A 25,093-nucleotide genomic window follows, 5' to 3' on the forward strand; every position below is an offset into this window, starting at 1 on the left:
GGGCGCTCAGGCAGGCGTCAGGCGGGCCATGCTCAGGACGAGCCACTTCGTGCCGCCGCTGCCGAAATTGATCTGCACGCGTGCCTGCTCGCCGGACCCCTCGCTGGCGACGATGATGCCGACACCAAAACGGGCGTGGCGCACGCTCTGGCCAATGCACATGCCGCTGTCGCCAGCCGCCCGGTAGTTGCTGGTCGAAGGGCTCGCTGCGCGCGTTGCGCCACTCGCCCGACTGCTGCGACGCAACAGCTCGGCCGGCAGCTCGTCGAGGAACAGCGATGGCAGACAGTAGCGCGTCTGGCCATGCAGCAGGCGGGTCTGCGCATGCGTCAGGTAGAGCCGGCGGCGTGCGCGCGTGACGGCGACGTACATCAGTCGGCGTTCCTCCTCGATGCCGTCGCGCTCCTGCGCGGCGTTCTCGTGCGGAAACAGGCCCTGTTCGAGACCGGTGATGAAGACGACATCGAACTCGAGTCCCTTGGCCGAGTGCACGGTCATCAGTTGCACGGCTTCCTGGTCGTCACCGGCCTGATGTTCGCCGGCTTCGAGCGAGGCGTGCGCGAGAAAGGCGGCGAGGCGGTCGCCAGCGTTGCGACCGCTCTCGTCGGCCGCCGTCGTGGCGTCGTCGGCAACGAAGACGGTGGCCGCGTTGATCAGTTCGTCGAGGTTCTCCAGTCGGTCCTGGCCATCCCTGTCGCTCAGGTAATGCTGCCGCAGACCGCTGCGATCGATGACCTGCTCGATCACCTCCGGCAGGGGCAGCGCCGCCGTTTCGCCGCGCAGGGCCTCGATCAGCGCAATGAAGCGGGCGATGGCGCTGCCGCTCTTGCCGGGAAGACTCGCGGCGGCGTTGTAGAGACTCGACTGCGTTGCGCGAGCCGCCTCCTGCAGCGACTCGATGCTGCGCGTGCCGATTCCCCGCGTGGGAAAATTGACGACCCTGGAGAAGGCCGTATCGTCATCGGGGTTGACGATCAGGCGCAGGTAGGCAAGCGCATGCCGGATCTCCTGGCGGTCGAAGAAACGCAGCCCGCCGTGCACCCGATACGGAATGGCGGCCGTGAAGAGCTGGTGCTCGAGGACCCGCGACTGCGCGTTCGACCGGTAGAGGAGGGCGATCTGCTGCCGGGAAACGCCTTCCCGGACCAGTTCGGCGATCTCGTCGACGATCTGGCGCGCTTCTTCGGAGTCGGAGAAAGCCTCATAGACGCGTATGGGTTCGCCGGCGCCCGCTTCGGTCCACAGATTCTTGCCCAGGCGGCCACGATTCTGCCTGATCAGCGCGTTGGCGGCGTCCAGAATGTTGCCCTGCGAACGGTAGTTCTGCTCCAGGCGAATGACGCTCGCCAGCTCGAATTCGCGCTGCAGGTCGCGCATGTTGCCGATCTCGGCGCCGCGAAAGGCGTAGATCGACTGGTCGTCATCGCCGACGGCGAAGAGGCATGCCGCGGGCACTTCCGGATGGGCGCTGCCGTGCCCGGCGAGCAGTTTCAGCCAGGCGTACTGGAGGCGGTTGGTGTCCTGGAATTCGTCGACCAGGATGTGCCGGAAGCGCGCCTGGTAGTGCTGACGCAGTGGCTCGTTGCGCTGCAGGAGTTCGTACGAGCGCAGCAGGAGTTCGGCGAAGTCGACGACGCCTTCGCGCTGGCACTGCCGCTCGTACTCGCCGTACCATTCGATGCGGCGACTGGTGTAACGGTCGTAGGCCTCCGCCTGCGCCGCGCGGATTCCCTGTTCCTTGTGGGCGTTGATGAACTGCATCAGCTCGCGGGGCGGGTACTTCTGGTCATCGACGGCGAGCGCCTTGAGCAGGCGCTTGATCGCTGCCAGCTGGTCGGCGGCGTCGAGAATCTGGAATTGCGCCGGCAGTCCCGCTTCGCGATGGTGCGCCCGCAGAAGGCGGTTGCACAGCCCGTGGAAGGTGCCGATCCACATGCCGCGGGTGTTGATCGGCAGCATCGCCGCCAGGCGGGTCAGCATTTCCTTGGCCGCCTTGTTGGTGAAGGTGACGGCGAGGATTCCTGAGGGAGCGACCTGGCCGGTCGAGATCAGCCAGGCGATGCGCGTCGTCAGCACGCGCGTCTTGCCGCTGCCGGCGCCGGCAAGGATCAGCGCATGCTGCGGCGGGAGGGTCACGGCGGCGAGCTGCGGTGGGTTGAGATGGGCAAGCAGGTCGGACATCTATCGCTTCAGGCGAGTCGGGTGTGACGGATTATAGCGGTCGCGCCCGCGGCCGGAGTCGCCTTTCGCGGGCCGGCTGCCGGGCACGGCGGTGCCGCGGGAGCGCTCGTCGGTGACTTCTCGTCGCCATTCGTGCGCGCCAGCCGCCGAAGACCACTAGAATGGCGATCTGGCGGCAAGCGGCGGTCATCGAGCCAGTCTGGCGGCAGGGTTGCCGATGTGGTCAGTGCGCGCGTGAGCTCGGAGGGAGTGATGGCACAGGAGATGGCAGCGGAGCTGATCGAAAGGACGCTGAAGGGGATCAGCATTCCCGCGCGACCGCAGGTGCTCGTGCGGCTCGACAGCGAGCTGGCAAAGGATGATCCCGAACCCGTGGCCATCGTCCGCCTGATCAGCAGCGACGTCGTTCTTTCGGCGGCCATGCTGAAAACGGTGAACTCGCCGTTTTTCGGTCTGTCGCGCAGGATCAGCTCGGTGGCGCAGGCGGTGAACATGCTCGGCCTGAAGATGACCGCGCGCATCGTCACTGGGTTGGTACTGCGCATGACCATGGGAGGCAGGCAGGCGTCGCTCGAGCGCTTCTGGGACACGGCCGAAAAAGTGGCCTGCATCTCGAGTTACGTCGCATCGACCCTCCCCAGGGGACCGCGCGACGAAGCGTACTGCTTCGGCCTTTTCCGCGATATCGGTATCCCGATGCTGCTGCACAAGTTTGCCGACTATCGGCAGACCCTGGTCTTGGCCGACAACAGTGTCGATCGGCCGATGACGGTACTCGAGGAGGAGCGGCATGCCACCGACCATGCAACGCTCGGGTATCTGGTGGCGCGGAGCTGGTTCCTGCCGGAGGCAATCTGCGAAGGAATCCGTTACCACCATGACCCGTCGGTCTTCGACAGCCGGGGTCTGCTCGACCCCATGGCCCTCGTGCTGATCGCGATCAACGCGCTCGCCGAGCACCTGCACGACGAGTATTTCCGCATGCGCGCCAATGCGACCTGGCAGCAGATGGCAGATCCCGCGCTCGCCTGGCTGGGGCTCTCCGAAGACGAATACTGCGACTTGCGGGAAGAAGTAACGGCGTTGGCGCTGTGACGCTCTCCCGCGAGGCGCCGAAGAGTTCCTGGCGGTCGGGCTGCGGACACGCGTGGCGACCGCGTGCGTCGCTGCCCGATGCCCCCGGTCGGCGCTAAGCCTCAATCCGGGCTGCCGTCTCCGGTCCAGCCCGCGCAACGCCAGACGCCGCCTTCGGTGACGATCAGGTCGAGCGGCTCGTCGTGCGGCTCGGGATGCACCGAGGCAAGTCGCGACAGCTCGAAGCCGACACCGATTGCCAGTGGCCGCGGGCGCAGGCTGACAAGCGTGCGATCGAAGTAGCCGCCGCCGTAGCCGAGGCGGAAGCCGGCGGCGTCGAAGCCGATGACCGGGATCAGCAGCGCTTGCGGCAGCACCGGTTCGCCGCTGGCTGGCACCGGGATGCCGAAGCGGTCGGTGGTCATCGCGCCTGCTGGCGACCAGGCGCGAAAGGCCAAGGCGCTGTCGGCAGCGACGACGACCGGCAGCAGCGCCACGAAGCCGGGATCGCCCTGGCGATGCCAGTGCGCGATCAGCGGCCGGAGATCCGGTTCGTTGTCGCGTGGCCAGCAGAAGGCGACCCGCAGAGCTGCGAGTCGGGGGATGGAGTCCTGCAGCAGGCCACGGACCACCATCGAGAGCCGTGCCCACTCGTCCGCCGGCAGCGCGCGGCGACGCGCCAGTAGCGATCGGCGCAAGGCCCGCCGGTCGTCAGGACTGGCAGCCGTTTCGTCGGCAGCGCTGCCGGGCATGAAGCCGCTGGGCATGTGTTATCCTCGACGACGCCATCATTCCAAAACCACAGCTTAGCATGAACCTCCTGTTTACGATCCTGCTGCTGCTCCTGTCTTTCGCGCCGACCGGCGTCGTGCTGCGGCACGCCGCGGCGCAGTCCGCCGATGACCAGTTCCTGGCTGCCCGCGAGGCGGCGCGGACCGGCGACCGCTCGCGGCTAGAGAGGCTGGCGCCGGCGCTGCACGGGCACGAACTCGAACCCTACGTCGATTACTGGCTGCTCGTCCCCGACCTGAAGGACGCCGACCCTGAGGTGGCGAGGGCTTTCCTCGGCCGGCACGAGAACTCTTACATCGCGGAGAAGCTGCGCGGCGACTGGTTGCGGCAACTCGCCCGCAAGCAGCAGTGGGATCTTTTCGCTGCCGAGTACGCGCGCCTGCTGCAGCCCGATCAGGAGTTGGCGTGCCACGCGCTGCAGGGACGCCTGGCACGCGGCGACGCGAAAGCGCTGGATGATGCCCTGCCGCTCTGGCTGAGCGCGCTCGAGCCGCCGGAGTCCTGTTACGCCGTGTTCGAGGCATTGATCGTCAGCAAGCGCGTTCTCGCCGATGCGGTCTGGGCACGCATTCGCCGTCAGTTCGAGGCGAACAAGATCCCTGCCGCGCTCTACACCATGAACTATCTGCCACCCAGCCAGACGCCGGAGAGGAAGCTGGCGCAGACGGTCGCCGATTCACCGCTGCCCTGGCTGATCAAACTGCCGGGTGATTTCTCCGGCAATCGCATGCAGCGCGAGCTGGCAGCCCTGGCCATCCAGCGCATCGCCCGCAACGAGCCACAGGTGGCTGCCGATCAGCTCGAGCGGATCGGTGCGTCGCTGCGCAGCGGCGAGAAATCCTGGGCCTGGAGTCAGGTTGCCCGGCAGGCGGCGCAGCGGCACTTGCCGGAAGCGATGAACTGGTATCGGCAGGTCGGCGATGCGCCGCTGTCCGATGAGGCGGCGGAATGGAAGGTGCGTGCCGCGCTGCGGGTGCAGGACTGGGGGAGCGTGCGCGCGACGATCGAGAGCATGCCGCCGGCGCTGGCTGCCCAGCCGGCGTGGGTCTACTGGCTGGGTCGCGCGTACCGTGCTGGCGGTCGGCTCGAGGAGGCGAACGCGTTGTTCGGTCGCATCGCCGGCCAGCCGGACTTCTACGGCAGCCTGGCCAGCGATGAACTCGGTCGGCCGACGACGCCGCCGCCAAAGGCGCCGCCGGCAAGCCGCGAGGAACTGGCGCAGGTGGCCGCGATCCCTGCCGTCCAGAGGGCACAGGCCTTCTTTCGGCTGAATCTGCGCACCGAAGGGGTGCGCGAGTGGAGCTGGGCGTTGCGCGGCATGAGCGACCGCGAGCTCCTGGCGGCGTCCGAGATCGCCGTGCGCTCGGGCAACTACGACCGGGCGATCGCGGCAGCCGATCGGACGCGCAACGAGCACGACTATTCGCTGCGCTACCTCGCACCCTACGGTGATCAGGTGCGGCCGGCAGCACGCAATCAGGCGCTCGACGACGCCTGGGTTTACGGCCTGATGCGCCAGGAGAGCCGCTTCATCAGCAGCGCGCGCTCGCACGTTGGTGCTTCCGGGTTGATGCAGCTGATGCCGGCGACCGCCAAGTGGGTGGCGAACAAGATCGGTCTGAAGGATTTCCATCAGGGTCGCGTCAACGATCCGGAAACCAACCTGCTGCTCGGCACCACCTACATGCGGCTGGTGCTCGAGAGTCTCGACAATCACCCGGTGCTCGCCTCGGCTGCGTACAACGCCGGGCCGGGCCGCGCCCGACGATGGCGCGCCGAGCGCCCGCTCGAGGGAGCAATCTATGCCGAGACCATCCCCTTCAGCGAAACCAGGGATTACGTGAAAAAGGTGATGAACAACTCGATCTACTATGCGGCGCTGTTCGACGGCAAGCCACAGACGCTGAAGAACCGGCTCGGCGTCATCGCTCCGCGCACCGGTGGCGAGGCCAGGGGCGAAGATTTGCCTTAGAATGACGTCTTCCCGACTTCTTCTTTCCCGGCAGGATGCTATGAACCTCGCGAATGTGTTGTTGATCGGTGGCAGTGGTTTCGTTGGCGTCTGGATCGCCAGTCGCCTTTCGGAAAGCGGTGTGCGGGTGACGATCCCGACCCGCCATCGCGAGAACACCAAGAAGCTGATCACCCTGCCGACGGTGGCGATGGTCGAGGCCGATGTGCATGATCCGGCGACCCTCGTGCAGCTGATGCGCGGCCAGGACGCAGTCATCAACCTGGTCGGCGTCCTGCACGACAGCGATTCCCGCCTGCCCTATGGCAAGGGCTTTGCGGCGGCGCACGTCGAACTGCCACGCAAGATCGTCGCCGCCATGCCGCAGGCGGGCGTGCGGCGGCTGCTGCACATGAGCGCCTTGCAGGCGGCCGTCGGCGCGCCATCCGAATACCTGCGGTCGAAGGGCGATGGTGAGATGGTTGTGCGTGCGGCGATGGCTCAGCTCGAGGTGACGATCTTTCGTCCGTCAGTGATCTTCGGCCCCGGTGACGCATTCCTCAACATGTTTGCCAGTCTCGTCAGACTGCTGCCGGTTCTGCCCCTGGCTGGCGGCAGCGCCCGCTTCCAGCCGGTCCACGTCGGTGACGTGGCGGCGGCCTTCGTCGCCAGCCTGAGCGACGGGGCGACGGTCGGGCGGACTTACGACCTCTGCGGGCCGAAGGTGTACGCCCTGCGCGAACTGGTTGAATACACGGCACGTCTCGTCGGCAAGTCGCCCTGGATCATCGACCTCGGGACGGGTGGCTGGGCCTATCTGCAAGCAGGCGTGATGTGGCTGCTGCCGAAGCCGCCGCTGTCGCCGGACAACCTTCGTTCGATGGAAGTCGACAGCGTCACCGATGGCACGCATGACTATCCCGGCTGGCAGCCGAAAGCGCTCGAAGCGGTTGCCCCGGGTTATCTCTCGTCGGCAGAGATTCCGCAGCTTCGTTTCGACCGCTACCGTTTCCGCGCCGGCCGCTGAGACTGCCGGCGGCTGGCATCCCCGCATGCTGTACCGGCCCGGTGACTGTCCTTGCCCAGCCCGCAGGGGGCAAGCCGCTCTGCCGGCGTTGCCCTGCGTTCTCGTCGCGTGAAGATCTTCACCGTTGGCGGTGCGGTTCGCGACGCACTCCTCGGTTTGCCGGTGCAGGACCGCGATTACGTCGTCGTCGGTGCGTCGCCGCACGAGATGCTGGCGCGCGGTTTCCGCCAGGTCGGCAAGGACTTTCCCGTCTTCCTGCATCCACAGTCGCACGAGGAGTACGCGCTGGCGCGAACCGAGCGCAAGGCCGGTCATGGCTACCATGGATTTGCCGTCGATGCCGCGCCGACGGTGACGCTGGCCGAGGATCTGGCGCGTCGCGACCTGACGATCAATGCCATGGCCCGTGCCGCGGACGGCGAACTGATCGACCCATACCATGGCATCGACGATCTGCAGGCGCGCGTGCTGCGCCATGTCGGCCCGGCCTTCAGCGAGGATCCGGTGCGCATTCTGCGTCTTGCCCGTTTTGCCGCACGCTTCGCCGACTTCCGCGTTGCTCCCGAGACACTCCTTCTCATGCAGGAGATGGTCGCTGCCGGGGAGATCGATCACCTGGTCAGCGAGCGCGTCTGGCAGGAACTGGCGCGGGGATTGATGGAAGCGCGGCCGTCACGGATGTTCGAGGTCCTGCGCCAATGCGGTGCTCTGGCGCGGCTGCTGCCTGAACTCGACGCACTTTTCGGCGTACCGCAGCGTGCTGAGTGCCATCCGGAGGTGGATACCGGCGCGCATGTGCTGCTCGTCGTCGATCAGTCGGCGCAGCGTCTCTGCTCGCTGCCCGTTCGCTGGGCGGTGTTGCTGCACGACCTCGGCAAGGGCGTGACGCCAGCTGCCGATCTGCCGCGCCATCCGGGCCACGAGGCGCGCAGCGTCAAGCTGGCTGGCGAGGTGTGTGCCCGTCTGCGCGTGCCGGCCGCCTGCCGGGAACTGGCCCTGCTCGTTGCCCGGCATCATGGCGACGTTCACCGGGCTCGCGAACTGACGCCGGGGGAAATCGTCCGGCTGCTTGAAGGCAGCGACGCATTGCGGCGCCCGGAACGCTTCGAACGGTTGCTCGAGGCGTGCATCTGTGATTTCCATGGTCGTCTGGGATGGCTCGACGTGCCCTATCCGGCGCCGGCACTGCTGCGGCGTGCGCTGGCCGCCGTGCGCAGCGTCGATGCGGCAGCGATGGCGGAAGGCTGCAGCCAGCCGGCGCTGATCGCGGCGCGCGTCGCCGCGGCGCGCGTGGCGGCTGTCGAAGAGCTGCTGTCCGGGCACCCGGGAGCGGTGTAGCGAGCCGTCGCAGTCTGCCTGTCGGCGGCCATGCCGCGCGATGCGCGGCGGCCTGCCGGGCGCACGGATCACAGGCTTGCGCTGCGGTCGCCGGTGGAAAAGCCGCGCAGCGGCGCGGAGATTCGCTTGCCGAGCGCCATCACCTTGAACAGCTCGCCCATCTCGGCCGGTGAAACCAGTTTCTGCACCGCGTTGGCCAGCGGCAGGTAGCGCAGCGTGTCGTCGACGGGTGTCCGGGCGAGGATGTCGGTCAGGCCGCAGTTGAAGAGGAAGGCGGACTGGGTGGTGTAGCCAAGCAGATCGAGGCCCTCGCTGCAGCCGCTCTCGACGATCGCCGTGAAGTCGACATGGACGGTGATGTCCTGCAACCCGGGCAGGTAGAACGGATCATCGTGGGCGTGGTGGCGATAGTGGCACATCAGCGTGCCGGCATCGCGCTGCGGATGGTAGTACTCGCGTCGCGGAAAGCCGTAGTCGATCAGCAGCAGTACGCCCTGATCGAGGATCCTGGCCCACTGCGTCACCCAGGCCTGCGCAGCGAGCGAGATCTCGCTCAGGTAGGGCCGGCCGATGCCGCATTCGGCGGCCAGTGCCCGGGCGCGGTCGAGCAGGGGGCCGCCGGCTGGTCGGTCGGCCCAGGCGAATCGGCCGCCGGCGACGGTGACCCCGCGTTCGCTGATGCCATCGGCGTGCCAGCGGACGAGCCGGGCCGGCATCGCGTCGAGGACCTCGTTCGCCAGGACGACACCGCTGAAGCGCTCCGGCAGCTCTTCGAGCCAGCGCACGCGGGACAGCAGGTGTGGTACCCGGTGGCCAATGGTGTCACGCTGCCGGCGACGCAACTCGCCCGACAACTCGAGAATCGCGTAAGTCTCGGGCAGCCCGCGCTGTCGTTCCAGTTCGAGCAGGAGGTCGCAGGCCAGCTTGCCGCTGCCGCCGCCCACCTCTATGATCTGCGCCGGGCAACATGCCTGCAACTGCTGCAACTGGGCGGCCAGCGTCTGGGCGAACGTCGGCGAGAGCTCGGGGGCGGTGACGTAATCGCCCGCTGCGCCAAACTTGCTCGCCCCACCGCCGTAGTAGCCCAGGCCTGGCGTGTACAGCGCGAACTCCATGAAGCGGTCAAGGCCGATCCAGCCGCCGGCGGCAGCGATGCTGCCGGCAATGTCGCTGGCGAGCGCTTCGCTGGCTGCCCGAGCGTCGGCGGACGGTTCTGGCAGCGTCGCTGCCGCGACTGGCCGATGCGCCGGCACGCTCACTCCCGAACGAAACGAACCTGGCCGTAGACCTCGGGATGATGGCTGGCCAGCCAGTGCTCCGCCTCGGCCACGGCGCGTTCCCAGGTCGCAGCGCGCAGGGCGACCACCTGCGTGCTGCCGTCGTCCCGCTGCCAGAGCAGCGAGTGGCTGTGAAAACCGCCGCGTTCCTGCTGCCGTAGCGGGCAACTGAGGGCGGGCGGTTCGCGGCGCAGCTCGGCGCTGCCGGCGCTGGGCAGATGCAGACGGTAGCGGGGCCCCTTGCCGTCGTGCTGGACGACGAATTGCCGGTTCTCGCGGGTCTCCTCGACGACCTGCCACTCGGCACAGCCTTCAATGATCGCGGCAAAGGACCGTCCGTCTTCGTCACGGATGACCTCGGCCACAACCTCGTGCGTCGTCCCGGCATCGTCGAGCACGTCGTGCCATGGTCGGCCGTTGCGCGTCGGCGGCGGGAAGGGCAGCGCGTGCTTGCCCTGCCGGATGCGGGCAAAGAGCGACGATTTCGTGACATCGTCGAGGTCGATCGACGGAAACGCCGAACGTGGCGCCGAGCGGAAACTGCCGGCACCCATGTAGCCGACGTCCCACAGCGTACGCAACCACTCGGCGGTGTCCAGGGCGACCTGGGCAAGCTGGTCGTCGAGGTGCTCGCCATGCTCGCTTGCTGCGTGTTCGCTCGCTGCGTGTTCGCTCGCTGCCTGCATTGCCAGCAGGTCGGTCTCGTGGCGGCGTGCGCGCAGCACTTCCGCCAGCAGGGCGCCAACCCACTCCGCATCGGCTGGCGGCAGCCGCGCGACGCGTTCGGCAAAGAGTGTCAGGTCATCGATGGCGAGAGGGGTATCCGGTTTGCTCATGACTCGGTTTCCAATTGATGATGTCGTGAGTGTACCGCGGTGGCGGCCCGAAAGCTCGGTCTTTCCCGTCCCGAGCCCAGGAATCCGCTAAAATCAGCTCCTTGTTGTCGCCTGCCGGAAACGGGACATGGAAGGAAGAACGATACTGATCACCGGTGCTGCGCGGCGTCTGGGCAGAGCGATCGCGGTCGAGATGCACGGGACCGGAGCCAACATCATGGTGCACTACCATCGGGCCGGGGAGGATGCAGCGACGCTCGTCGCCGAGCTGAACGCGCGGCGGTCGTCTTCGGCGGCCTGTCTGCAGGCCGACCTGCGGCAGATCGACCGCCTGCCGGAACTGGTTGCCGCGACCGTCGATCGTTTTGGTCGCCTCGATGCGCTGGTCAACAATGCCTCGAGCTTTTTCCCGACCCCCCTGGCCGAGATCGACCTGAGGGCCTGGAATGAACTCGTCGGCAGCAACCTGCAGGCGCCCCTGTTCCTGACCCAGGCGGCGGCAACGCATCTGATCGATGTGTCCGGCAGCGTCGTCAATATCACCGATATCCACGCGGAACGCCCGCTTGCCGGCTATCCGCTGTATTGTGCCGCCAAGGCAGGCCTCCTCGGGCTGACGCGGGCGCTGGCGATCGAACTGGCACCGCGGGTGCGGGTGAACGCGGTGGCGCCGGGTCCGATCCTCTGGCCCGAGAGCGAGGTCTTCGGCAGCGCAGCGCGGGCGGAAATCGTCGCCAGTACGTTGCTCAACCGCGTCGGGTGTCCGCAGGACGTTGCGCGGGCGGTACACTACCTGCTGGCTGCAGCGGACTATGTCACCGGCCAGGTGATCAACGTCGATGGCGGTCGCACCGCGCATCTTTGAATCGTTGACCTGCCGGAGAAAGCCGCTCGTGAACCTGTCGAACACCCTGCTGCGCTTGAGAAAGCGCCTCGAGAGCAAGGCTGGCAAGGCGATAGCCGATTACAACATGATCGAAGACGGTGACACGGTCCTGGTCTGCGTTTCGGGCGGCAAGGATTCGTACACGCTGCTGTCGCTCCTGATGGCCCTGCGCGAGCGGGCGCCGATTGCCTTCCGTCTGATCGCCATGAACCTCGACCAGAAACAGCCCGGGTTTCCGGCCGAGGTACTGCCGGCGTATCTGGAGCAGCTCGGTATCGAGTACCGCATTGTCGAGCAGGACACCTACTCGGTGGTGAAAACCAAGCTGCCGGCGGGCAAGACGACCTGTTCGCTGTGTTCGCGCCTGCGCCGTGGCGTCATCTACCGGACCGCCAAGGAACTGGGGGCGAACAAGATCGCGCTCGGTCATCATCGCGACGACATCGTGCATACCCTCTTTCTCAACCTGCTGTTCGGCGGTCAGCTCAAGGCGATGCCCCCAAAGCTGCTCACCGACGACGGTGCGCATGTCGTCATTCGGCCACTCGCCTATTGTGCGGAAGCGGACATCGCCCGTCTTGCCCGCGGCATGGCGTACCCGATCATCCCCTGCAACCTGTGCGGCGCGCAGGACAACCTGCAGCGGGAGAAAATCCGCGCGATGATGGCTGACTGGGATCGGCGCTTTCCGGGACGCACCGAGGCGGTATTTTCGGCGCTGCAGAAGGTGGTTCCCTCACATCTGGCCGACAATTCTCTTTTCGATTTCAGGGGCTTGCGTCCCGGTGTCGGACCGGCGACAGTGGCTGGCAGCGACTCCGCTCCTGATCCACAAGGGCAGGTGGACTGGTGGTCGGTGCCCGATGTCCTGCCGCTTCGGGTGTTGCGGTCGTGAGGCGCTGCGGTGGATCGGCTGTGCACGGGCTTGCGCCGGTGCTCCGGAACGGCGGCGGATCCGCTGCGGCGGGAGCGGAATTCGATCGATGAGCAACAGTGAAAAGAGTGCTTCGCTGATTCACGCTGCGGTTGCCGGCAGTTCGCGCCTGTTCGAACGACTGGGCACCACCGAGGCCACGCACGCGGTCGAACGCTGCATGAAGCGGATGGTTCGCGGTATCGACGGCTTTCATGGGCGACTTGTGTCGACGGCGCGCGATGAGCTGAGCGCGCTTTTCGACAACGCCAACGATGCCTGTCAGGCCGCGATCGCCATGCAGCGTCGGGTCGCCGATCTGCCGCCCGTTTCGGGAATCCAGTTGGCGATTCGCGTCGGCGTCCACCACGGCGCCGTGGTCGAGCACGAGGGCGAGGTCTTCGGTGAAGCGGTGCGTGTCGCCGAGTCGCTGGCCGGTCTGGCGGACGCCGGGCAACTCGTGGTCAGCGACGAAACGCAAGCCTTGCTGACACCGCAGCTGCAATTGCTGACGCGCCGGCTGGACAGTCGGTCGGACCCGGAACTGCCGGGCGACGGGTCGGTCTTCGAACTGATCTGGGCCGAACCCAAGGCCGCGCCGCGCCATCCAGCGGTCGACAAGCCGCCGTCGGCAAGGGAACGGGAACTGCGGTTGTGCATACGCTACGGCCACTACGTCAAACTGCTCGACCGGCACCGGCCGAGCGTGGCGATGGGTCGCGACGCCGCCTGCGAGATCACTGTGCACAACCGCCGCGCGTCGCGCCAGCATGCCCGCATCGAGCGCCGCGGCGGCAGTTTCGTTCTCATCGACCTGAGCACCAATGGCACCTTCGTGACCGTCAACGGTGAGCAGGAGTTGTTCATCCGGCACGAGCAGTTCGTCCTGCGGGGCAGCGGCGTCATCTCGTTTGCCGCCTCGGCAGGCAGTGCCGCTGCCGACATTGCCGAGTACGAGCATTTGTGAGCGGCCTCGGCTGCGGCGGGGTTTCCGTGGCCTTGCTGCAGACCGCGCAGCGGTGTGGCGGCCGTCGTTGCACCGTGCGGTCCGTCCGGCATCGCCCACGTCCTGCCGCAGATGGGCTGGCGCCGTCAGGCCGCGCCGAGGCGAGCGCGCCTCACTCGCGCCCGGCGTCAGGAAGGCAGCTTGCTGCGTTCGCCCGCAGCGCGGCTGGGGTCGTTTCGGTGCGGGCAATCGGGCTTGGTACACTGAGCGTAGAGGTGGAGGGCGTGCTCGCGAATGCTGAAACCGCGCTCCTTCGCCACGCGCGTCTGCCGGCGCTCGATCTCGGCATCGTAGAACTCCTCGACGCGACCGCAATCGATGCAGACGAGATGGTCATGGTGTTGCCCATGGCTCAGTTCGAACACCGCCTTGCCGGACTCGAAGAAGTGGCGTTCGAGCAGACCTGCCTGCTCGAACTGCGTCAGCACGCGGTAGACGGTGGCCAGACCGATATCCAGATTGTCGGCGAGCAGCAGGCGGTAAACGTCCTCGGCAGTGAGATGGCGAACCTCTGTCTTTTCGAACAAGGCGAGAATCCGGAGGCGGGGTGTGGTGGCTTTCAGCCCCATACTCTTGAGGTCTTCGGGGTTGCTCATCAGCGTACCTTGGTCGGTTGCAGCAAAGGGAACGGGTCTTTTCGAGTATGATATACCGACGACGCCAGCCGTGCGGCACCGTTGCAGGCGTGCGGTCGGCCGACACGCGCTGCGGTGACTGCCTGTGCCCCGATCCGACCTGCCCGATCTCCTCCATACATCACGATTCGACCACAACATGATCCTGCCGCGAGTCGCCGTTACGGCCGTTGCCCTCAGTACGCTGCTTGCCTGTTCGTCGGTACCGCGCATCGTCAAGGAATACCGGATCGATGTGCAGCAGGGCAACGTCCTGACGCAGGACATGGTGGCGCAGTTGCGCCCCGGGCTGTCGCGGGATCAGGTGCGCTTCATTCTCGGCACGCCGCTGTTGATGGACATGTTCCACGCCAGCCGCTGGGACTATTTCTATTCGCTGCAGAAAGGGCGCTCGGGCGAGATCGAAACCCGGCGGCTGTCGGTCTTCTTCGACGCGGAGGGCAAGCTGGTCCGTGTCAGCGGCGATGTCGCGGCGGCGGAGCCCGGGGTGACCGAGCCCGTTTCGGAAACGCGCAACCGCGAGATCGATCTCGGTTCGCTGCCGGACGATGGCAGCGCGGTCCTGCCGCCACCCGACGAAAAGGGCTTTTTTGGTCGCATGATGGAAACGGTGGGATTCTGACATGACTGAACTGAGGATCGCGGTTGCCGGTGCGGGCGGCCGTATGGGACGCACCCTGCTTGAGGCGACGCTGCGCGACGGTGCGGCGAGCCTCGTGGCGGCGCTTGACCATCCTGACGCGAGCGTGCAGGGGAAGGATGCCGGCGAACTGATCGGCATGCCTTGCGGCGTTGCGGTCAGCAGTGATCACGAAGCGGGCATCGCGCGGGCCAGTTGTCTGATCGATTTCACGCGTCCCGAAGCCAGCCTCGGGCACCTGGAAATCTGTCGTCGCCACGGGGTGGCGATGGTCATCGGCACGACCGGTTTCGACGCCGCCGGCAAGGGGGCGATCAGGGCTGCCGCCGAGGAGATTCCGATCGTTCTTGCGCCGAACATGAGTGTCGGCGTCAACCTGGTCTTCCGGTTGCTCGACGTTGCGGCGCGGATTCTCGCCGATGACTACGATGTCGAGATCGTCGAGGCACACCATCGCCACAAGGTCGATGCGCCATCGGGGACGGCGTTGCGCATGGGCGAAGTGGTGGCAGCGGCCCTTGGGCGCGACCTCGCCGAATGCTCGGTCTATGGCCGCCAGGGCGTCACTGGCGAGCGCGCGCCGGCGACCATCGGCTTTGCCACGGTGCGCGGCGGCGACATCGTGGGTGACCACCAAGTCATGTTCTGTGGTCTCGGCGAACGCGTCGAGATTGGCCACAGGGCGAGCAGCCGCATGCCCTATGCGCTGGGGAGCCTGCGCGCGGCACGTTTTCTGGCGCAACGGAAGAATGGCCTGTTCGACATGCAGGATGTGCTCGGTTTGCGCTGAGAGGCCGACAAGTTCACCGCGTCGCCGCCGCCGCCGGCTGGCCACAGTCGGTGCGGCGCTGCCATGTGTCCTGCGCCGCTTCGCCTGGTCGCCCCAAGAGCGGCTGCCTCCCGTATAATGGTAGGGCTGGCAAGGATCCGAGCGGGAGGGCTGAAGGCCTGTCCCGCTTTTGCGTATCTACGGCCCGGACCGGCGACTAATTCAACAGCTTCAACAGGAGTCTTGCGTGTCCTTGTTCCCCACTCTGCCACCGGCGATTCTCGCCCTGGCTGACGGCACGATCTTCAGCGGTCTGGCGATCGGAGCTGCTGGCAGCAGCAGCGGCGAAGTCGTGTTCAACACGGCGATGACGGGTTACCAGGAAATCCTGACCGATCCCTCGTACTGCCGCCAGATCGTCACGCTCACCTGTCCGCATGTCGGCAACGTCGGCTGCAATGACGAGGACTTTGAATCGCGTGCCAATTACGCTGCCGGCCTGGTCATTCGCGACCTGCCGCTGCGCGCCGCGAGCTGGCGCCTGCGGCAGACGCTGCCGGACTACCTGCAGAAGCATGGTATCGTCGCCATCAGCGGTATCGACACGCGCAAGCTGACCCGCATCCTGCGCGAGCAGGGTGCCCAGGCGGGCTGCATCATGGCCGTGGAGATCGATGAGCAGCGTGCGCTGGCCGAAGCCCGGGCCTTTCCGGGTCTGGCGGGAATGGATCTGGCCCGCGTCGTCAGTGTGAGCGAACCATACGCCTGGGAGGGCGGCGCCTGGGGCCTGGGCGGTTACCGCGAGCCGCCGCCGGCCGGGCTGCATGTCGTCGCCTACGATTACGGCGTCAAGCACAACATCCTGCGGATGCTGGCTGCGCGTGGCTGCCGGGTGACCGTGGTGCCGGCGCAGACGACCGCCGCCGCAGTCCTCGAACGGCAGCCCGATGGGGTCTTTCTGTCGAACGGTCCGGGCGATCCGGAGCCCTGCGATTACGCGATCGACGCCATCCGCGAGATCCTGGCCCGACGCGTGCCGACCTTCGGCATCTGTCTGGGCCACCAGTTGCTGGCGCTGGCCTCAGGCGCCAGGACGATGAAGATGAAGTTCGGGCACCATGGTGCCAACCACCCGGTCAAGGATCTGCAGACCGGTCAGGTCCTGATCACCAGTCAGAACCATGGTTTTGCGGTCGATGCCGACACCCTGCCGGCGAACCTGATGCGCACCCACGCTTCGCTCTTCGACGGCTCGCTGCAGGGTGTTGCGCGTGCCGACGTGCCGGCGTTTTCCTTCCAGGGCCATCCTGAGGCGAGTCCGGGGCCGCACGACATCGCCTACCTGTTCGACCGCTTTGTCCAGATGATGCACGACGAGAAGAGGCAAGATGCCCAAGCGCACAGACATTGAGAGCATTCTGATCATCGGCGCCGGGCCGATCGTCATCGGCCAGGCCTGCGAGTTCGATTATTCGGGGGCGCAGGCGTGCAAGGCCCTGCGTGAAGAGGGCTATCGCGTGATCCTGGTGAATTCCAATCCAGCCACGATCATGACCGATCCGGAAATGGCCGATGTGACCTACATCGAACCGATCACCTGGCGCGTGCTCGAGAAGATCATCGACCGCGAGCGGCCGGATGCGCTGTTGCCGACCATGGGTGGTCAGACCGCGCTCAACTGCGCGCTCGACCTGGCCCGGCACGGCATCCTCGATCGCCATTCCGTCGAGATGATCGGCGCCACACGCCAGGCGATCGACAAGGCCGAGGACCGCGAGAAGTTCAAGGCGGCAATGACCCGCATCGGACTCGGTTCGGCACGCTCGTCGGTGGCGCACTCGATGGAGGAAGCGCTGCAGGTCCAGGCGATGATCGGCTATCCGGCGATCATCCGGCCTTCCTTCACCATGGGCGGTTCGGGTGGCGGAATCGCCTACAACCAGGAGGAGTTCATCGAGATCTGCAAGCGCGGTCTCGAGGCCAGTCCGACGCGCGAACTGCTGATCGAGGAGTCGCTGATCGGCTGGAAGGAGTTCGAAATGGAAGTTGTCCGCGACAGGCGGGACAACTGCATCATCGTCTGTTCGATCGAGAACTTCGATCCGATGGGTGTACATACGGGCGATTCGATCACCATCGCGCCGGCGCAGACACTGACCGACAAGGAATACCAGATCATGCGCGACGCCTCGATCGCGGTCCTGCGCGAGATCGGCGTCGACACCGGCGGCTCGAACGTCCAGTTCGCCATCTGCCCGGACGATGGACGGATGATCGTCATCGAAATGAACCCACGTGTCTCGCGCTCGTCGGCGCTGGCATCGAAGGCGACCGGCTTCCCGATTGCCAGAGTGGCGGCGAAACTGGCGGTAGGCTATACGCTGGACGAACTGGCGAACGAGATCACCGGTGGCCTCACTCCCGCCTCCTTCGAGCCGTCGATCGACTACGTGGTGACCAAGGTGCCGCGTTTTGCCTTCGAGAAGTTTCCCGAGGCGGACTCACGGCTGACGACGCAGATGAAGTCGGTGGGCGAGGTGATGGCGATCGGGCGTACTTTCCAGGAATCGCTGCAGAAGGCGCTGCGCGGGCTCGAGGTCGGTGTCGATGGCTTCGACGAGAAGAGCGCCGACCGCGAGGAGATCGAGGCTGCCCTGAGCGAGGCCCGTCCCGAGCGCATCTGGTATCTTGCCGATGCCTTCCGGATCGGCATGTCGCTCGACGAAATCCATCGGCTGACGGCGATCGACCCCTGGTTTCTGGCGCAGATCGAGGATCTCTACCGCAAGGCCGAGCGGGTTCGCGGCCGCGACCTCGGCTCGCTGTCGCGCGACGAACTGCTGCATCTCAAGCGGGCTGGCTTCTCCGACAAGCGGCTCGCCACCCTGATGCGGACGACCCAGACAGCGGTTCGCCAACGTCGCCACGAGTGGCAGCTGCGGCCGGTCTTCAAGCGCGTCGATACCTGCGCCGCCGAGTTCGCCACGCATACCGCGTACATGTACTCGACCTATGAGGAAGAGTGCGAGTCGCGACCCACCAACCGGCAGAAGATCATGGTCCTCGGTGGCGGGCCCAACCGCATCGGCCAGGGAATCGAGTTCGACTACTGCTGCGTCCATGCCGCGCTGGCGATGCGTGCCGACGGCTACGAGACGATCATGGTGAACTGCAACCCGGAGACGGTATCCACCGATTACGATACCTCCGATCGCCTCTATTTCGAGCCGTTGACGCTCGAGGACGTGCTCGAGATCGTTGCCGTCGAGAAGCCGCTCGGGGTCATCGTCCAGTTCGGTGGTCAGACGCCGCTCAAGCTGGCGCGCGACCTCGAAGCCAATGGCGTGCCGATCATCGGCACCAGCCCGGACATGATTGACGCCGCCGAGGATCGCGAGCGTTTCCAGCACCTGCTGCATGCGCTTGATCTGCGACAGCCGGCCAACCGGACTGCCCGGACGGAGCCGGAGGCGTTGCGCCTGGCTGCCGAGATCGGCTATCCGCTGGTGGTGCGACCGTCCTACGTCCTCGGCGGCCGGGCGATGGAGATCGTCCATGAGGAGCGTGACCTCGAGCGTTACATGCGGGAAGCCGTCAAGGTCTCGAATGATTCGCCGGTGCTTCTCGACCGTTTCCTGAACGATGCGTCGGAGGTCGACGTCGACGCGCTGTGTGATGGCGACGAGGTGCTGATCGGTGGCGTCATGGAGCACATCGAACAGGCCGGGGTGCACTCCGGCGATTCCGCCTGCTCGCTGCCGCCCTATACGCTGGCCCCCGAAATGCAGGACGAGTTGCGCCGGCAGACACGACTTCTCGCCAGGGGCCTCAAGGTCTGCGGGCTGATGAACATCCAGTTTGCCATCCAGAAGGGAGTCGTCTTCGTTCTCGAGGTCAACCCGCGCGCATCGCGTACCGTTCCCTTCGTCTCGAAGGCGACCGGGCGGCCGCTGGCGAAGATCGCCGCCCGTTGCATGGTCGGCAGGTCGCTGGCCAGCCAGGGCCTCACCAGTGAGGTGGTGCCCGATTACTTCTCGGTCAAGGAGGCCGTTTTCCCCTTCATCAAGTTTCGCGGCGTCGACACCATTCTCGGCCCGGAGATGAAGTCGACGGGCGAGGTGATGGGCGTCGGGCGCAGCTTTTCCGAGGCGTTCGTCAAGAGCCAGCTGGCTGCGAGCGTGCGCTTGCCCAGTTCCGGACAGGTGTTCGTCAGTGTCAAGGATTCGGACAAGGTGAAGGCGGTGAAGATCGCGGCCGAACTGCAGGCTGCCGGCTTCACGCTGCTCGCGACGCGCGGGACAGCGGCGGCGATCGCCGCTGCGGGCATCGCCGTGACGTCGGTGAACAAGGTGACCGAGGGGCGTCCACACGTCGTCGACATGATCAAGAACAACGAGATCGTTCTGATCATCAACACCGTCGACGAGAAGCGCAAGGCGATCAGCGACTCGCGATCGATTCGCACCTCGGGGCTGGCGGCGCGGGTGACGATCTACACGACGATCTGGGGCGCCGAAGCGGCAGTGGCGGGGATCAGGAACCGTGGTGAGCTGGTGGTCTACCCGATACAGGAGCTGCACGCGCAACTTCATTAGTCCATCCCCGCAACCGTCGGCGCCGTGCTGCTGTTGCCGGTGCCGCAATCTTGTCACTGGCAGCGAACGATATGAGCAAAGTACCCGTAACCGTCAAGGGCGCAGAACAGCTGCGTGCCGAACTGCATCACCTGAAGAGCGTCGAGCGTCCGCGGGCGATTGCGGCGATCGCCGAGGCGCGCTCGCACGGCGACCTTTCGGAGAATGCCGAGTACGACGCTGCCAAGGAAAGGCAGGGCTTCATCGAGGGCCGCATCAAGGAGTTCGAGAGCAAGCTCGCCAACGCCCAGGTCATCGACCCGAAGCTCCTCGATGCCGACGGGCGCTGCGTCTTTGGCGCAACGCTCGACCTCGAGGACCAGGAAACCGGCGTCCGGGTGTGCTACCAGATCGTCGGCGAAGACGAGGCCGACATCAAGGGCGGCAAGATCTCGATCAATTCGCCGATCGCGCGGGCGCTCATCGGCAAGTTCGCCGGCGACATCGCCGAGGTGCAGGCACCGGGCGGCGTTCGCGAATACGAAGTCATCGACGTTCGCTACGAGTGAGCGCCTTCATGCGGCGCCTTGCCGAGATTCTGCATGGGGTCGCCCTGACGCTCTGGGTGGGTGGCCTGTGGTCGATCGGCTACCTGGTCGCGCCAACGCTGTTTCACGCCCTGAGCAACGACCGCCAGCTGGCCGGCCAGCTGGCCGGCCGCCTGTTCGAACTGATCGGCTGGGTGGGGCTGGTGTGTGCCATCTATGTGTTGCTTTTCCTGCTCGTACGCCTGCGCAGAGCGGCACTGCGGCGTTGGGATTTCTGGCTGCTGATCCTGATGTTGCTGCTGACGGTCGTCGGTCTCTTCGGCGTCCAGCCACTGCTCGCGCAGCTCAAGGCCGACGCCCTGCCGCGCGAGGTCATGGCGAGTGTCTTGCGTGACCGCTTTGCGGCCTGGCATGGCGTATCCAGCATCCTCTACCTGTTGCAGAGTCTCGTCGGCCTGCTGCTGGTTGCCGCCGCGGCGCGCGGTGTTCGCTAGGCGCGCGGGTGGCCGCCGCGCGGGCGGGTCAGCCGTCGGTGTTGCCCTGGAAACTGCGTTTGCTGCGCCGTGGCAGGTTGCGCCGCAGGCGCCCCCGGTGCGGCGCTGCCTGCTGCTCCGGGCGCGGCCGCCAGAGAACGAGGAGCTTGCCGATGTGCTGCACCGGCGCCGCAGCCAGCCGCTCGCAAAGACTGGCGAGGAAGTTCTCGCGCTCTTCGCGGTCATCGTTGTAGACCCGTACCTTGATCAGTTCGTGCGCCGCCAGGCTGGCGTCGATTTCCCGCACGACCGGTTCGGAGAGTCCGTTCTGGCTGATCGCCACCACCGGCTGCAGAGAATGGGCGCGGGCGCGCAGCGCGCGCCGCTCTTCGGAGTTCAGGTTGAGCATGCTGGGTCCCTCGATGGAGGACCCATTCTAGCGGGTTTCCAGCCATGAAGCGCAGCCGATCGAGCAACGCCTGGTTGCGTGAGCACGTCAGCGACAGTTATGTCCAGCGGGCCAGGGCAGAAGGCTACCGCTCGCGCGCCGCCTACAAGCTCCTGCAGATCGACGACCGGGACCATCTGCTCCGCCCTGGCGATCTGGTGGTCGATCTGGGCGCGAGTCCGGGCGGCTGGTCGCAGGTGGTCGCGAAGCGCCAGCAGGGTCGGGGTCGGGTCATTGCGGTCGACATGCTGGCCATGGAGCCGCTGCCGGGCGTCGTCTTCCTGCCGGGCGACTTTCGCCAGCAGGAGGTACTCGATCGTCTGCAGGAACTGCTGCAGGAACAGAGGCCGGGGCTGGTGCTTTCCGACATGTCGCCCAATATTTCCGGCATCAGCCTGTGCGATCAGGCTCAGGGCATGCATCTGTCGGAACTCGCTCTCGACTTTGCGCGTCAGTGGCTGCAACCGGACGGCTGTCTGCTGGTCAAAGTCTTTCAGGGTCAGGGCTTCGACGATTTTCTCGTCCAGATGCGCCTGCACTTCAGGTTGGTGTGCCTGCGCAAACCGGATGCCTCGCGTGATCGCAGCCCGGAAGTATATCTTCTCGGCAGGGGTCTCAAAGCTTGACGGGAAGTCAAAGGCTTTTGCTTGATTCTCCGGCTGGGAATCGGTTTAGAATGCAATTCTGCAAGAATGGTGGGTACTCTCGAGACCGGCCGTGCGGGCAAGACGATGAGGTGACACATTGAATAACATGTTCAAGAATCTGGCAGTCTGGCTGGTGATCGGTCTCGTCCTGATGACCGTTTTCAACCAGTTCAACAATCGCCAGGTGGCCCAGCAGTCGATGGAGTACTCGCAGTTCATCGAGGAGGTCGGCAAGGGCAACATCGCCAAGGTGGTGATCGAGGGGCGGGTCCTCAAGGCAACGACCACCGATGGTCGCAAGCTGACGAGCTATGCTCCGCCCGACCTGTGGATGGTCTCGGATCTTCTCAAGCACGGCGTCAAGATCGAAGCCAAGCCGGAAGAAGAGCAGTCGTTCCTGATGAGCATCTTCGTCAGCTGGTTCCCGATGCTGCTGCTGATCGGCGTCTGGATCTTCTTCATGCGCCAGATGCAGGGCGGCGGCCGCGGTGGTGCCTTTTCGTTCGGCAAGAGCAAGGCGCGCCTGCTTGACGAGTCGACCAACACAATCACTTTTGCCGACGTTGCCGGCTGCGACGAGGCGAAGGAAGAAGTCTCCGAACTCGTCGACTTCCTGCGCGACCCGTCGAAGTTCCAGAAACTTGGCGGACGCATCCCGAAGGGCGTGCTGCTCGTCGGCAATCCGGGAACCGGCAAGACGCTGCTGGCGAAGGCCATTGCCGGCGAGGCCAAGGTACCCTTCTTTTCCATTTCCGGCTCGGATTTCGTGGAGATGTTCGTCGGTGTCGGTGCTGCGCGGGTTCGCGACATGTTCAAGAACGCCAAGAAGCACGCTCCGTGCATCATCTTCATCGATGAGCTCGATGCCGTCGGCCGCCAGCGTGGTGCTGGCCTCGGCGGTGGCAACGACGAACGCGAGCAGACGCTGAACCAGATGCTGGTCGAAATGGACGGCTTCGAAGGCAGTGTCGGCGTCATCGTCATTGCCGCGACCAACCGGCCGGACGTGCTGGATCCTGCACTGATGCGTCCGGGCCGCTTCGATCGCCAGGTGGTCGTTCCGCTGCCCGACATCCGTGGCCGCGAACAGATCCTGGTGGTGCACATGCGAAAGGTACCGCTGTCACCGGATGTCAAGGCTGACATCATCGCTCGCGGCACACCGGGCTTTTCGGGTGCCGACCTCGCCAATCTGGTCAACGAAGCGGCGCTTTTTGCCGCTCGCGGCAACAAGCGCCTGGTGGACATGGAGGATTTCGAGAAGGCCAAGGACAAGATCATGATGGGCGCCGAGCGGCGGAGCATGGTCATGAACGAGGACGAGAGGCGCAATACGGCCTATCACGAGTCGGGGCATGCGGTGGTTGCCAAGCTCATGCCGAAGTCGGATCCGGTACACAAGGTGACGATCATTCCGCGTGGTCGTGCCTTGGGACTGACCATGCAGTTGCCTGAAGAGGATCGCTACGCCTATGACCGCGTCTACCTGATGAGTCGCATTGCCGTTCTCTTCGGCGGCCGGATTGCCGAAGAACTGTTCATGAACCAGATGACGACCGGTGCCTCGAACGACTTCGAGCGCGCGACGCAGATGGCACGTGACATGGTCACTCGCTACGGCATGTCGGACGCCCTGGGTCCGATGGTGTACGGGGAGAACGAAGGCGAGGTCTTCCTTGGGCGATCGGTGACGACGCACAAGAACATGTCGGAAGCGACGATGGAGAAGGTAGACCGCGAGATCCGCCGCATCATCGACGAACAGTACGCCCTCGCCCGCCGTCTGCTGGAGGAGCACCGCGACAAGGTCGAGGCGATGGCGGCGGCGCTGCTCGAGTTGGAAACGATCGATGCCGACCAGATCAATGACATCATGCACGGCAAGCCGCCGCGGCCGCCAAAGCAGACACAGCTGCCTTCGGCCAACAAGAGCGATCACAACGCGCCCGACGCGGCGCCGAGCGCGCCGCCGGCCCCCGCCTGACGCGAGAGGACGGCGGCTGCAGCCGACCGGATTCGCTGTCGCATGCTGCGTTGCGGACGTTTCCAACTGGCCATCGATCGCCCATTGCTGATGGGCATCGTCAACCTGACTGACGACTCCTTCTCGGGCGACGGCCTTGCCGGTGACACGGCTGCGGCGGTTGCACGGGCGCAGAAGCAGATCGACGCGGGTGCCGACCTGCTCGACTTGGGCGCGGAGTCCTCCCGTCCCGGCGCGCTGCCGGTCAGCGCAGATGACGAACTGGATCGACTGCTGCCGGTACTCGACGGGCTTGTCGGCTGTGGCGTGCCGATCTCCGTCGATACCTACAAGCCGGAGGTGATGCGTGCCGCCCTGCGGCACGGTGCATCGATGATCAATGACATCTACGGCTTGCGCATGCCCGGGGCTGTCGAGGCAGTGGCCGGCAGCGATTGCGCGGTCTGCCTGATGCACATGCAGGGAGAGCCGCTGACGATGCAGCAGCAGCCCTCGTACCGCAACGTCGTGGCCGAGGTACGCCTCTTCCTGCGCCGCCGCGTGCAGGCGGCGAGGGCAGCCGGCATCAGTGACGAGCGTCTGGTGCTCGACCCGGGCTTCTGCTTCGGCAAGACCCTGCAGCACAATCTGGAATTGCTGCGTGGCCTCGACCGGCTGGCGGGCGAAGGCCTGCCGGTGCTGGCAGGGCTGTCGCGCAAGTCGATGCTCGGTGCCATCACCGGGCGCCCGCTCGGCGAGCGCCTCGCGGCCAACATCGCCGCCGCCGTCCTGGCTGTCGAGCGCGGTGCGCGCATCCTGCGCGTTCACGATGTGGCCGAAACGCGCGACGCCATTGCCGTCTGGCAGGGAATGCGCGGCGCGGCCGCTGCGTCGCCGGCACTGGTTCCTTGACGACCCCCGCCCCGGCACCCCACGCTCTCCCCGGCGATCCCCGGCGGCAGGCGGGCATGCTTTACGCACGCCGGTAAGGGGCGCGAACCGCTGTCGGCAGTCGCGTCACAGGCCCCGTTTGTGCGTTAATTGGCGGTGCAGGTCCCAGTCCTGTGCGTAAAATGTCACTTGCGTGACAGGTGCCAGTCGGCAGCTGTGCTCAA

Annotated in this window: 22 protein-coding genes; 16 read left to right on the forward strand and 6 right to left on the reverse strand. The window is 65.9% G+C overall.

The window, feature by feature from the left end:
- Positions 1 to 6: 6 nt before the first annotated feature.
- Positions 7 to 2,181 carry a UvrD-helicase domain-containing protein gene (locus tag HT579_06470; GenBank protein ID QKS28597.1) on the reverse strand — a complete coding sequence of 725 codons (2,175 nt, stop codon included), beginning with the start codon at positions 2,179 to 2,181 and terminating at the stop codon, positions 7 to 9.
- A 252-nt stretch (positions 2,182 to 2,433) separates the two neighbouring features.
- Between HT579_06470 and HT579_06475 the strand changes: the two genes are divergently transcribed.
- On the forward strand, positions 2,434 to 3,276 hold the full coding sequence (locus HT579_06475; protein ID QKS28598.1) for an HDOD domain-containing protein: 843 nt from the start codon (positions 2,434 to 2,436) through the stop codon (positions 3,274 to 3,276).
- A gap of 101 nt (positions 3,277 to 3,377) precedes the next feature.
- On the opposite strand, the gene HT579_06480 is transcribed toward HT579_06475, so the two are convergent.
- Entirely contained in the window at positions 3,378 to 4,007 is a 630-nt protein-coding gene (locus tag HT579_06480; protein ID QKS31536.1) for a 5-formyltetrahydrofolate cyclo-ligase, read from the reverse strand.
- 59 nt (positions 4,008 to 4,066) lie between these two features.
- Here HT579_06480 and HT579_06485 point away from each other — a divergent pair, with 59 nt between their 5' ends.
- The 3 genes from HT579_06485 to HT579_06495 all read left to right on the forward strand — a co-directional run bounded on the left by HT579_06485 (position 4,067) and on the right by HT579_06495 (position 8,363).
- Positions 4,067 to 6,019: a lytic transglycosylase domain-containing protein gene (locus tag HT579_06485; GenBank protein ID QKS28599.1), complete on the forward strand. Its 1,953-nt coding sequence runs from the start codon at positions 4,067 to 4,069 to the stop codon at positions 6,017 to 6,019.
- A gap of 40 nt (positions 6,020 to 6,059) precedes the next feature.
- Positions 6,060 to 7,025: a complex I NDUFA9 subunit family protein gene (locus tag HT579_06490; protein ID QKS28600.1), complete on the forward strand. Its 966-nt coding sequence runs from the start codon at positions 6,060 to 6,062 to the stop codon at positions 7,023 to 7,025.
- Positions 7,026 to 7,133: 108 nt separating this feature from the next.
- Complete coding sequence (locus tag HT579_06495) at positions 7,134 to 8,363, forward strand: multifunctional CCA addition/repair protein (protein QKS28601.1); 1,230 nt, start codon at positions 7,134 to 7,136, stop codon at positions 8,361 to 8,363.
- Positions 8,364 to 8,431: 68 nt separating this feature from the next.
- Here HT579_06495 and HT579_06500 read toward each other — a convergent pair whose 3' ends face one another.
- A complete protein-coding gene (locus HT579_06500; GenBank protein QKS31537.1) occupies positions 8,432 to 9,583 on the reverse strand; it encodes an SAM-dependent methyltransferase in 1,152 nt (383 codons plus the stop codon).
- A 35-nt stretch (positions 9,584 to 9,618) separates the two neighbouring features.
- Positions 9,619 to 10,476: a hypothetical protein gene (locus tag HT579_06505; protein ID QKS28602.1), complete on the reverse strand. Its 858-nt coding sequence runs from the start codon at positions 10,474 to 10,476 to the stop codon at positions 9,619 to 9,621.
- A gap of 127 nt (positions 10,477 to 10,603) precedes the next feature.
- Between HT579_06505 and HT579_06510 the strand changes: the two genes are divergently transcribed.
- The 3 genes from HT579_06510 to HT579_06520 all read left to right on the forward strand — a co-directional run bounded on the left by HT579_06510 (position 10,604) and on the right by HT579_06520 (position 13,242).
- Positions 10,604 to 11,341, forward strand: coding sequence for a pteridine reductase (locus tag HT579_06510; GenBank protein QKS28603.1), 738 nt, complete (start codon positions 10,604 to 10,606; stop codon positions 11,339 to 11,341).
- Positions 11,316 to 12,257 carry a tRNA 2-thiocytidine(32) synthetase TtcA gene (gene ttcA / locus HT579_06515; GenBank protein ID QKS28604.1) on the forward strand — a complete coding sequence of 314 codons (942 nt, stop codon included), beginning with the start codon at positions 11,316 to 11,318 and terminating at the stop codon, positions 12,255 to 12,257. Before HT579_06510 ends, ttcA begins: the two co-directional genes overlap by 26 nt.
- Positions 12,258 to 12,345: 88 nt before the next feature.
- Positions 12,346 to 13,242 carry an adenylate/guanylate cyclase domain-containing protein gene (locus tag HT579_06520; GenBank protein QKS28605.1) on the forward strand — a complete coding sequence of 299 codons (897 nt, stop codon included), beginning with the start codon at positions 12,346 to 12,348 and terminating at the stop codon, positions 13,240 to 13,242.
- Positions 13,243 to 13,409: 167 nt separating this feature from the next.
- Here HT579_06520 and fur read toward each other — a convergent pair whose 3' ends face one another.
- Positions 13,410 to 13,877 (reverse strand): ferric iron uptake transcriptional regulator, encoded by a 468-nt coding sequence (gene fur / locus HT579_06525; GenBank protein QKS28606.1) that lies wholly within the window; start codon positions 13,875 to 13,877, stop codon positions 13,410 to 13,412.
- 178 nt (positions 13,878 to 14,055) lie between these two features.
- On the opposite strand from fur, the gene HT579_06530 reads away from it, so the two are divergent.
- The 6 genes from HT579_06530 to HT579_06555 all read left to right on the forward strand — a co-directional run bounded on the left by HT579_06530 (position 14,056) and on the right by HT579_06555 (position 20,941).
- Positions 14,056 to 14,538, forward strand: coding sequence for an outer membrane protein assembly factor BamE (locus HT579_06530; GenBank protein QKS31538.1), 483 nt, complete (start codon positions 14,056 to 14,058; stop codon positions 14,536 to 14,538).
- A 1-nt stretch (position 14,539) separates the two neighbouring features.
- The gene (gene dapB / locus HT579_06535; protein ID QKS28607.1) at positions 14,540 to 15,346 is read left to right on the forward strand and encodes a 4-hydroxy-tetrahydrodipicolinate reductase; all 807 of its coding nucleotides are present in this window, start codon (positions 14,540 to 14,542) and stop codon (positions 15,344 to 15,346) included.
- Between the two features lie 232 nt (positions 15,347 to 15,578).
- Positions 15,579 to 16,736 carry a glutamine-hydrolyzing carbamoyl-phosphate synthase small subunit gene (carA, locus tag HT579_06540; GenBank protein QKS31539.1) on the forward strand — a complete coding sequence of 386 codons (1,158 nt, stop codon included), beginning with the start codon at positions 15,579 to 15,581 and terminating at the stop codon, positions 16,734 to 16,736.
- Positions 16,714 to 19,920, forward strand: a complete 3,207-nt coding sequence (carB, locus tag HT579_06545; protein QKS28608.1) for a carbamoyl-phosphate synthase large subunit — start codon at positions 16,714 to 16,716, stop codon at positions 19,918 to 19,920. The genes carA and carB overlap by 23 nt, the downstream gene beginning before the upstream one ends.
- A 71-nt stretch (positions 19,921 to 19,991) precedes the next feature.
- The gene (gene greA / locus HT579_06550; protein ID QKS28609.1) at positions 19,992 to 20,468 is read left to right on the forward strand and encodes a transcription elongation factor GreA; all 477 of its coding nucleotides are present in this window, start codon (positions 19,992 to 19,994) and stop codon (positions 20,466 to 20,468) included.
- Between the two features lie 8 nt (positions 20,469 to 20,476).
- Positions 20,477 to 20,941, forward strand: a complete 465-nt coding sequence (locus HT579_06555; protein ID QKS28610.1) for a DUF4149 domain-containing protein — start codon at positions 20,477 to 20,479, stop codon at positions 20,939 to 20,941.
- A 28-nt stretch (positions 20,942 to 20,969) separates the two neighbouring features.
- Here HT579_06555 and HT579_06560 read toward each other — a convergent pair whose 3' ends face one another.
- Positions 20,970 to 21,329, reverse strand: coding sequence for a YhbY family RNA-binding protein (locus tag HT579_06560; protein ID QKS28611.1), 360 nt, complete (start codon positions 21,327 to 21,329; stop codon positions 20,970 to 20,972).
- A gap of 44 nt (positions 21,330 to 21,373) precedes the next feature.
- Between HT579_06560 and HT579_06565 the strand changes: the two genes are divergently transcribed.
- The 3 genes from HT579_06565 (at position 21,374) to folP (ending at position 24,890) form a co-directional block, all read left to right on the forward strand.
- Positions 21,374 to 21,994, forward strand: coding sequence for a 23S rRNA methyltransferase (locus HT579_06565; GenBank protein QKS28612.1), 621 nt, complete (start codon positions 21,374 to 21,376; stop codon positions 21,992 to 21,994).
- Between the two features lie 118 nt (positions 21,995 to 22,112).
- Positions 22,113 to 23,999: an ATP-dependent metallopeptidase FtsH/Yme1/Tma family protein gene (locus HT579_06570; GenBank protein ID QKS28613.1), complete on the forward strand. Its 1,887-nt coding sequence runs from the start codon at positions 22,113 to 22,115 to the stop codon at positions 23,997 to 23,999.
- A gap of 42 nt (positions 24,000 to 24,041) precedes the next feature.
- Entirely contained in the window at positions 24,042 to 24,890 is an 849-nt protein-coding gene (gene folP / locus HT579_06575; protein ID QKS28614.1) for a dihydropteroate synthase, read from the forward strand.
- Positions 24,891 to 25,093 lie beyond the last annotated feature (203 nt).

The sequence above is a fragment of the Candidatus Accumulibacter similis genome (assembly GCA_013347225.1).
Classification (GTDB): domain Bacteria; phylum Pseudomonadota; class Gammaproteobacteria; order Burkholderiales; family Rhodocyclaceae; genus Accumulibacter; species Accumulibacter similis.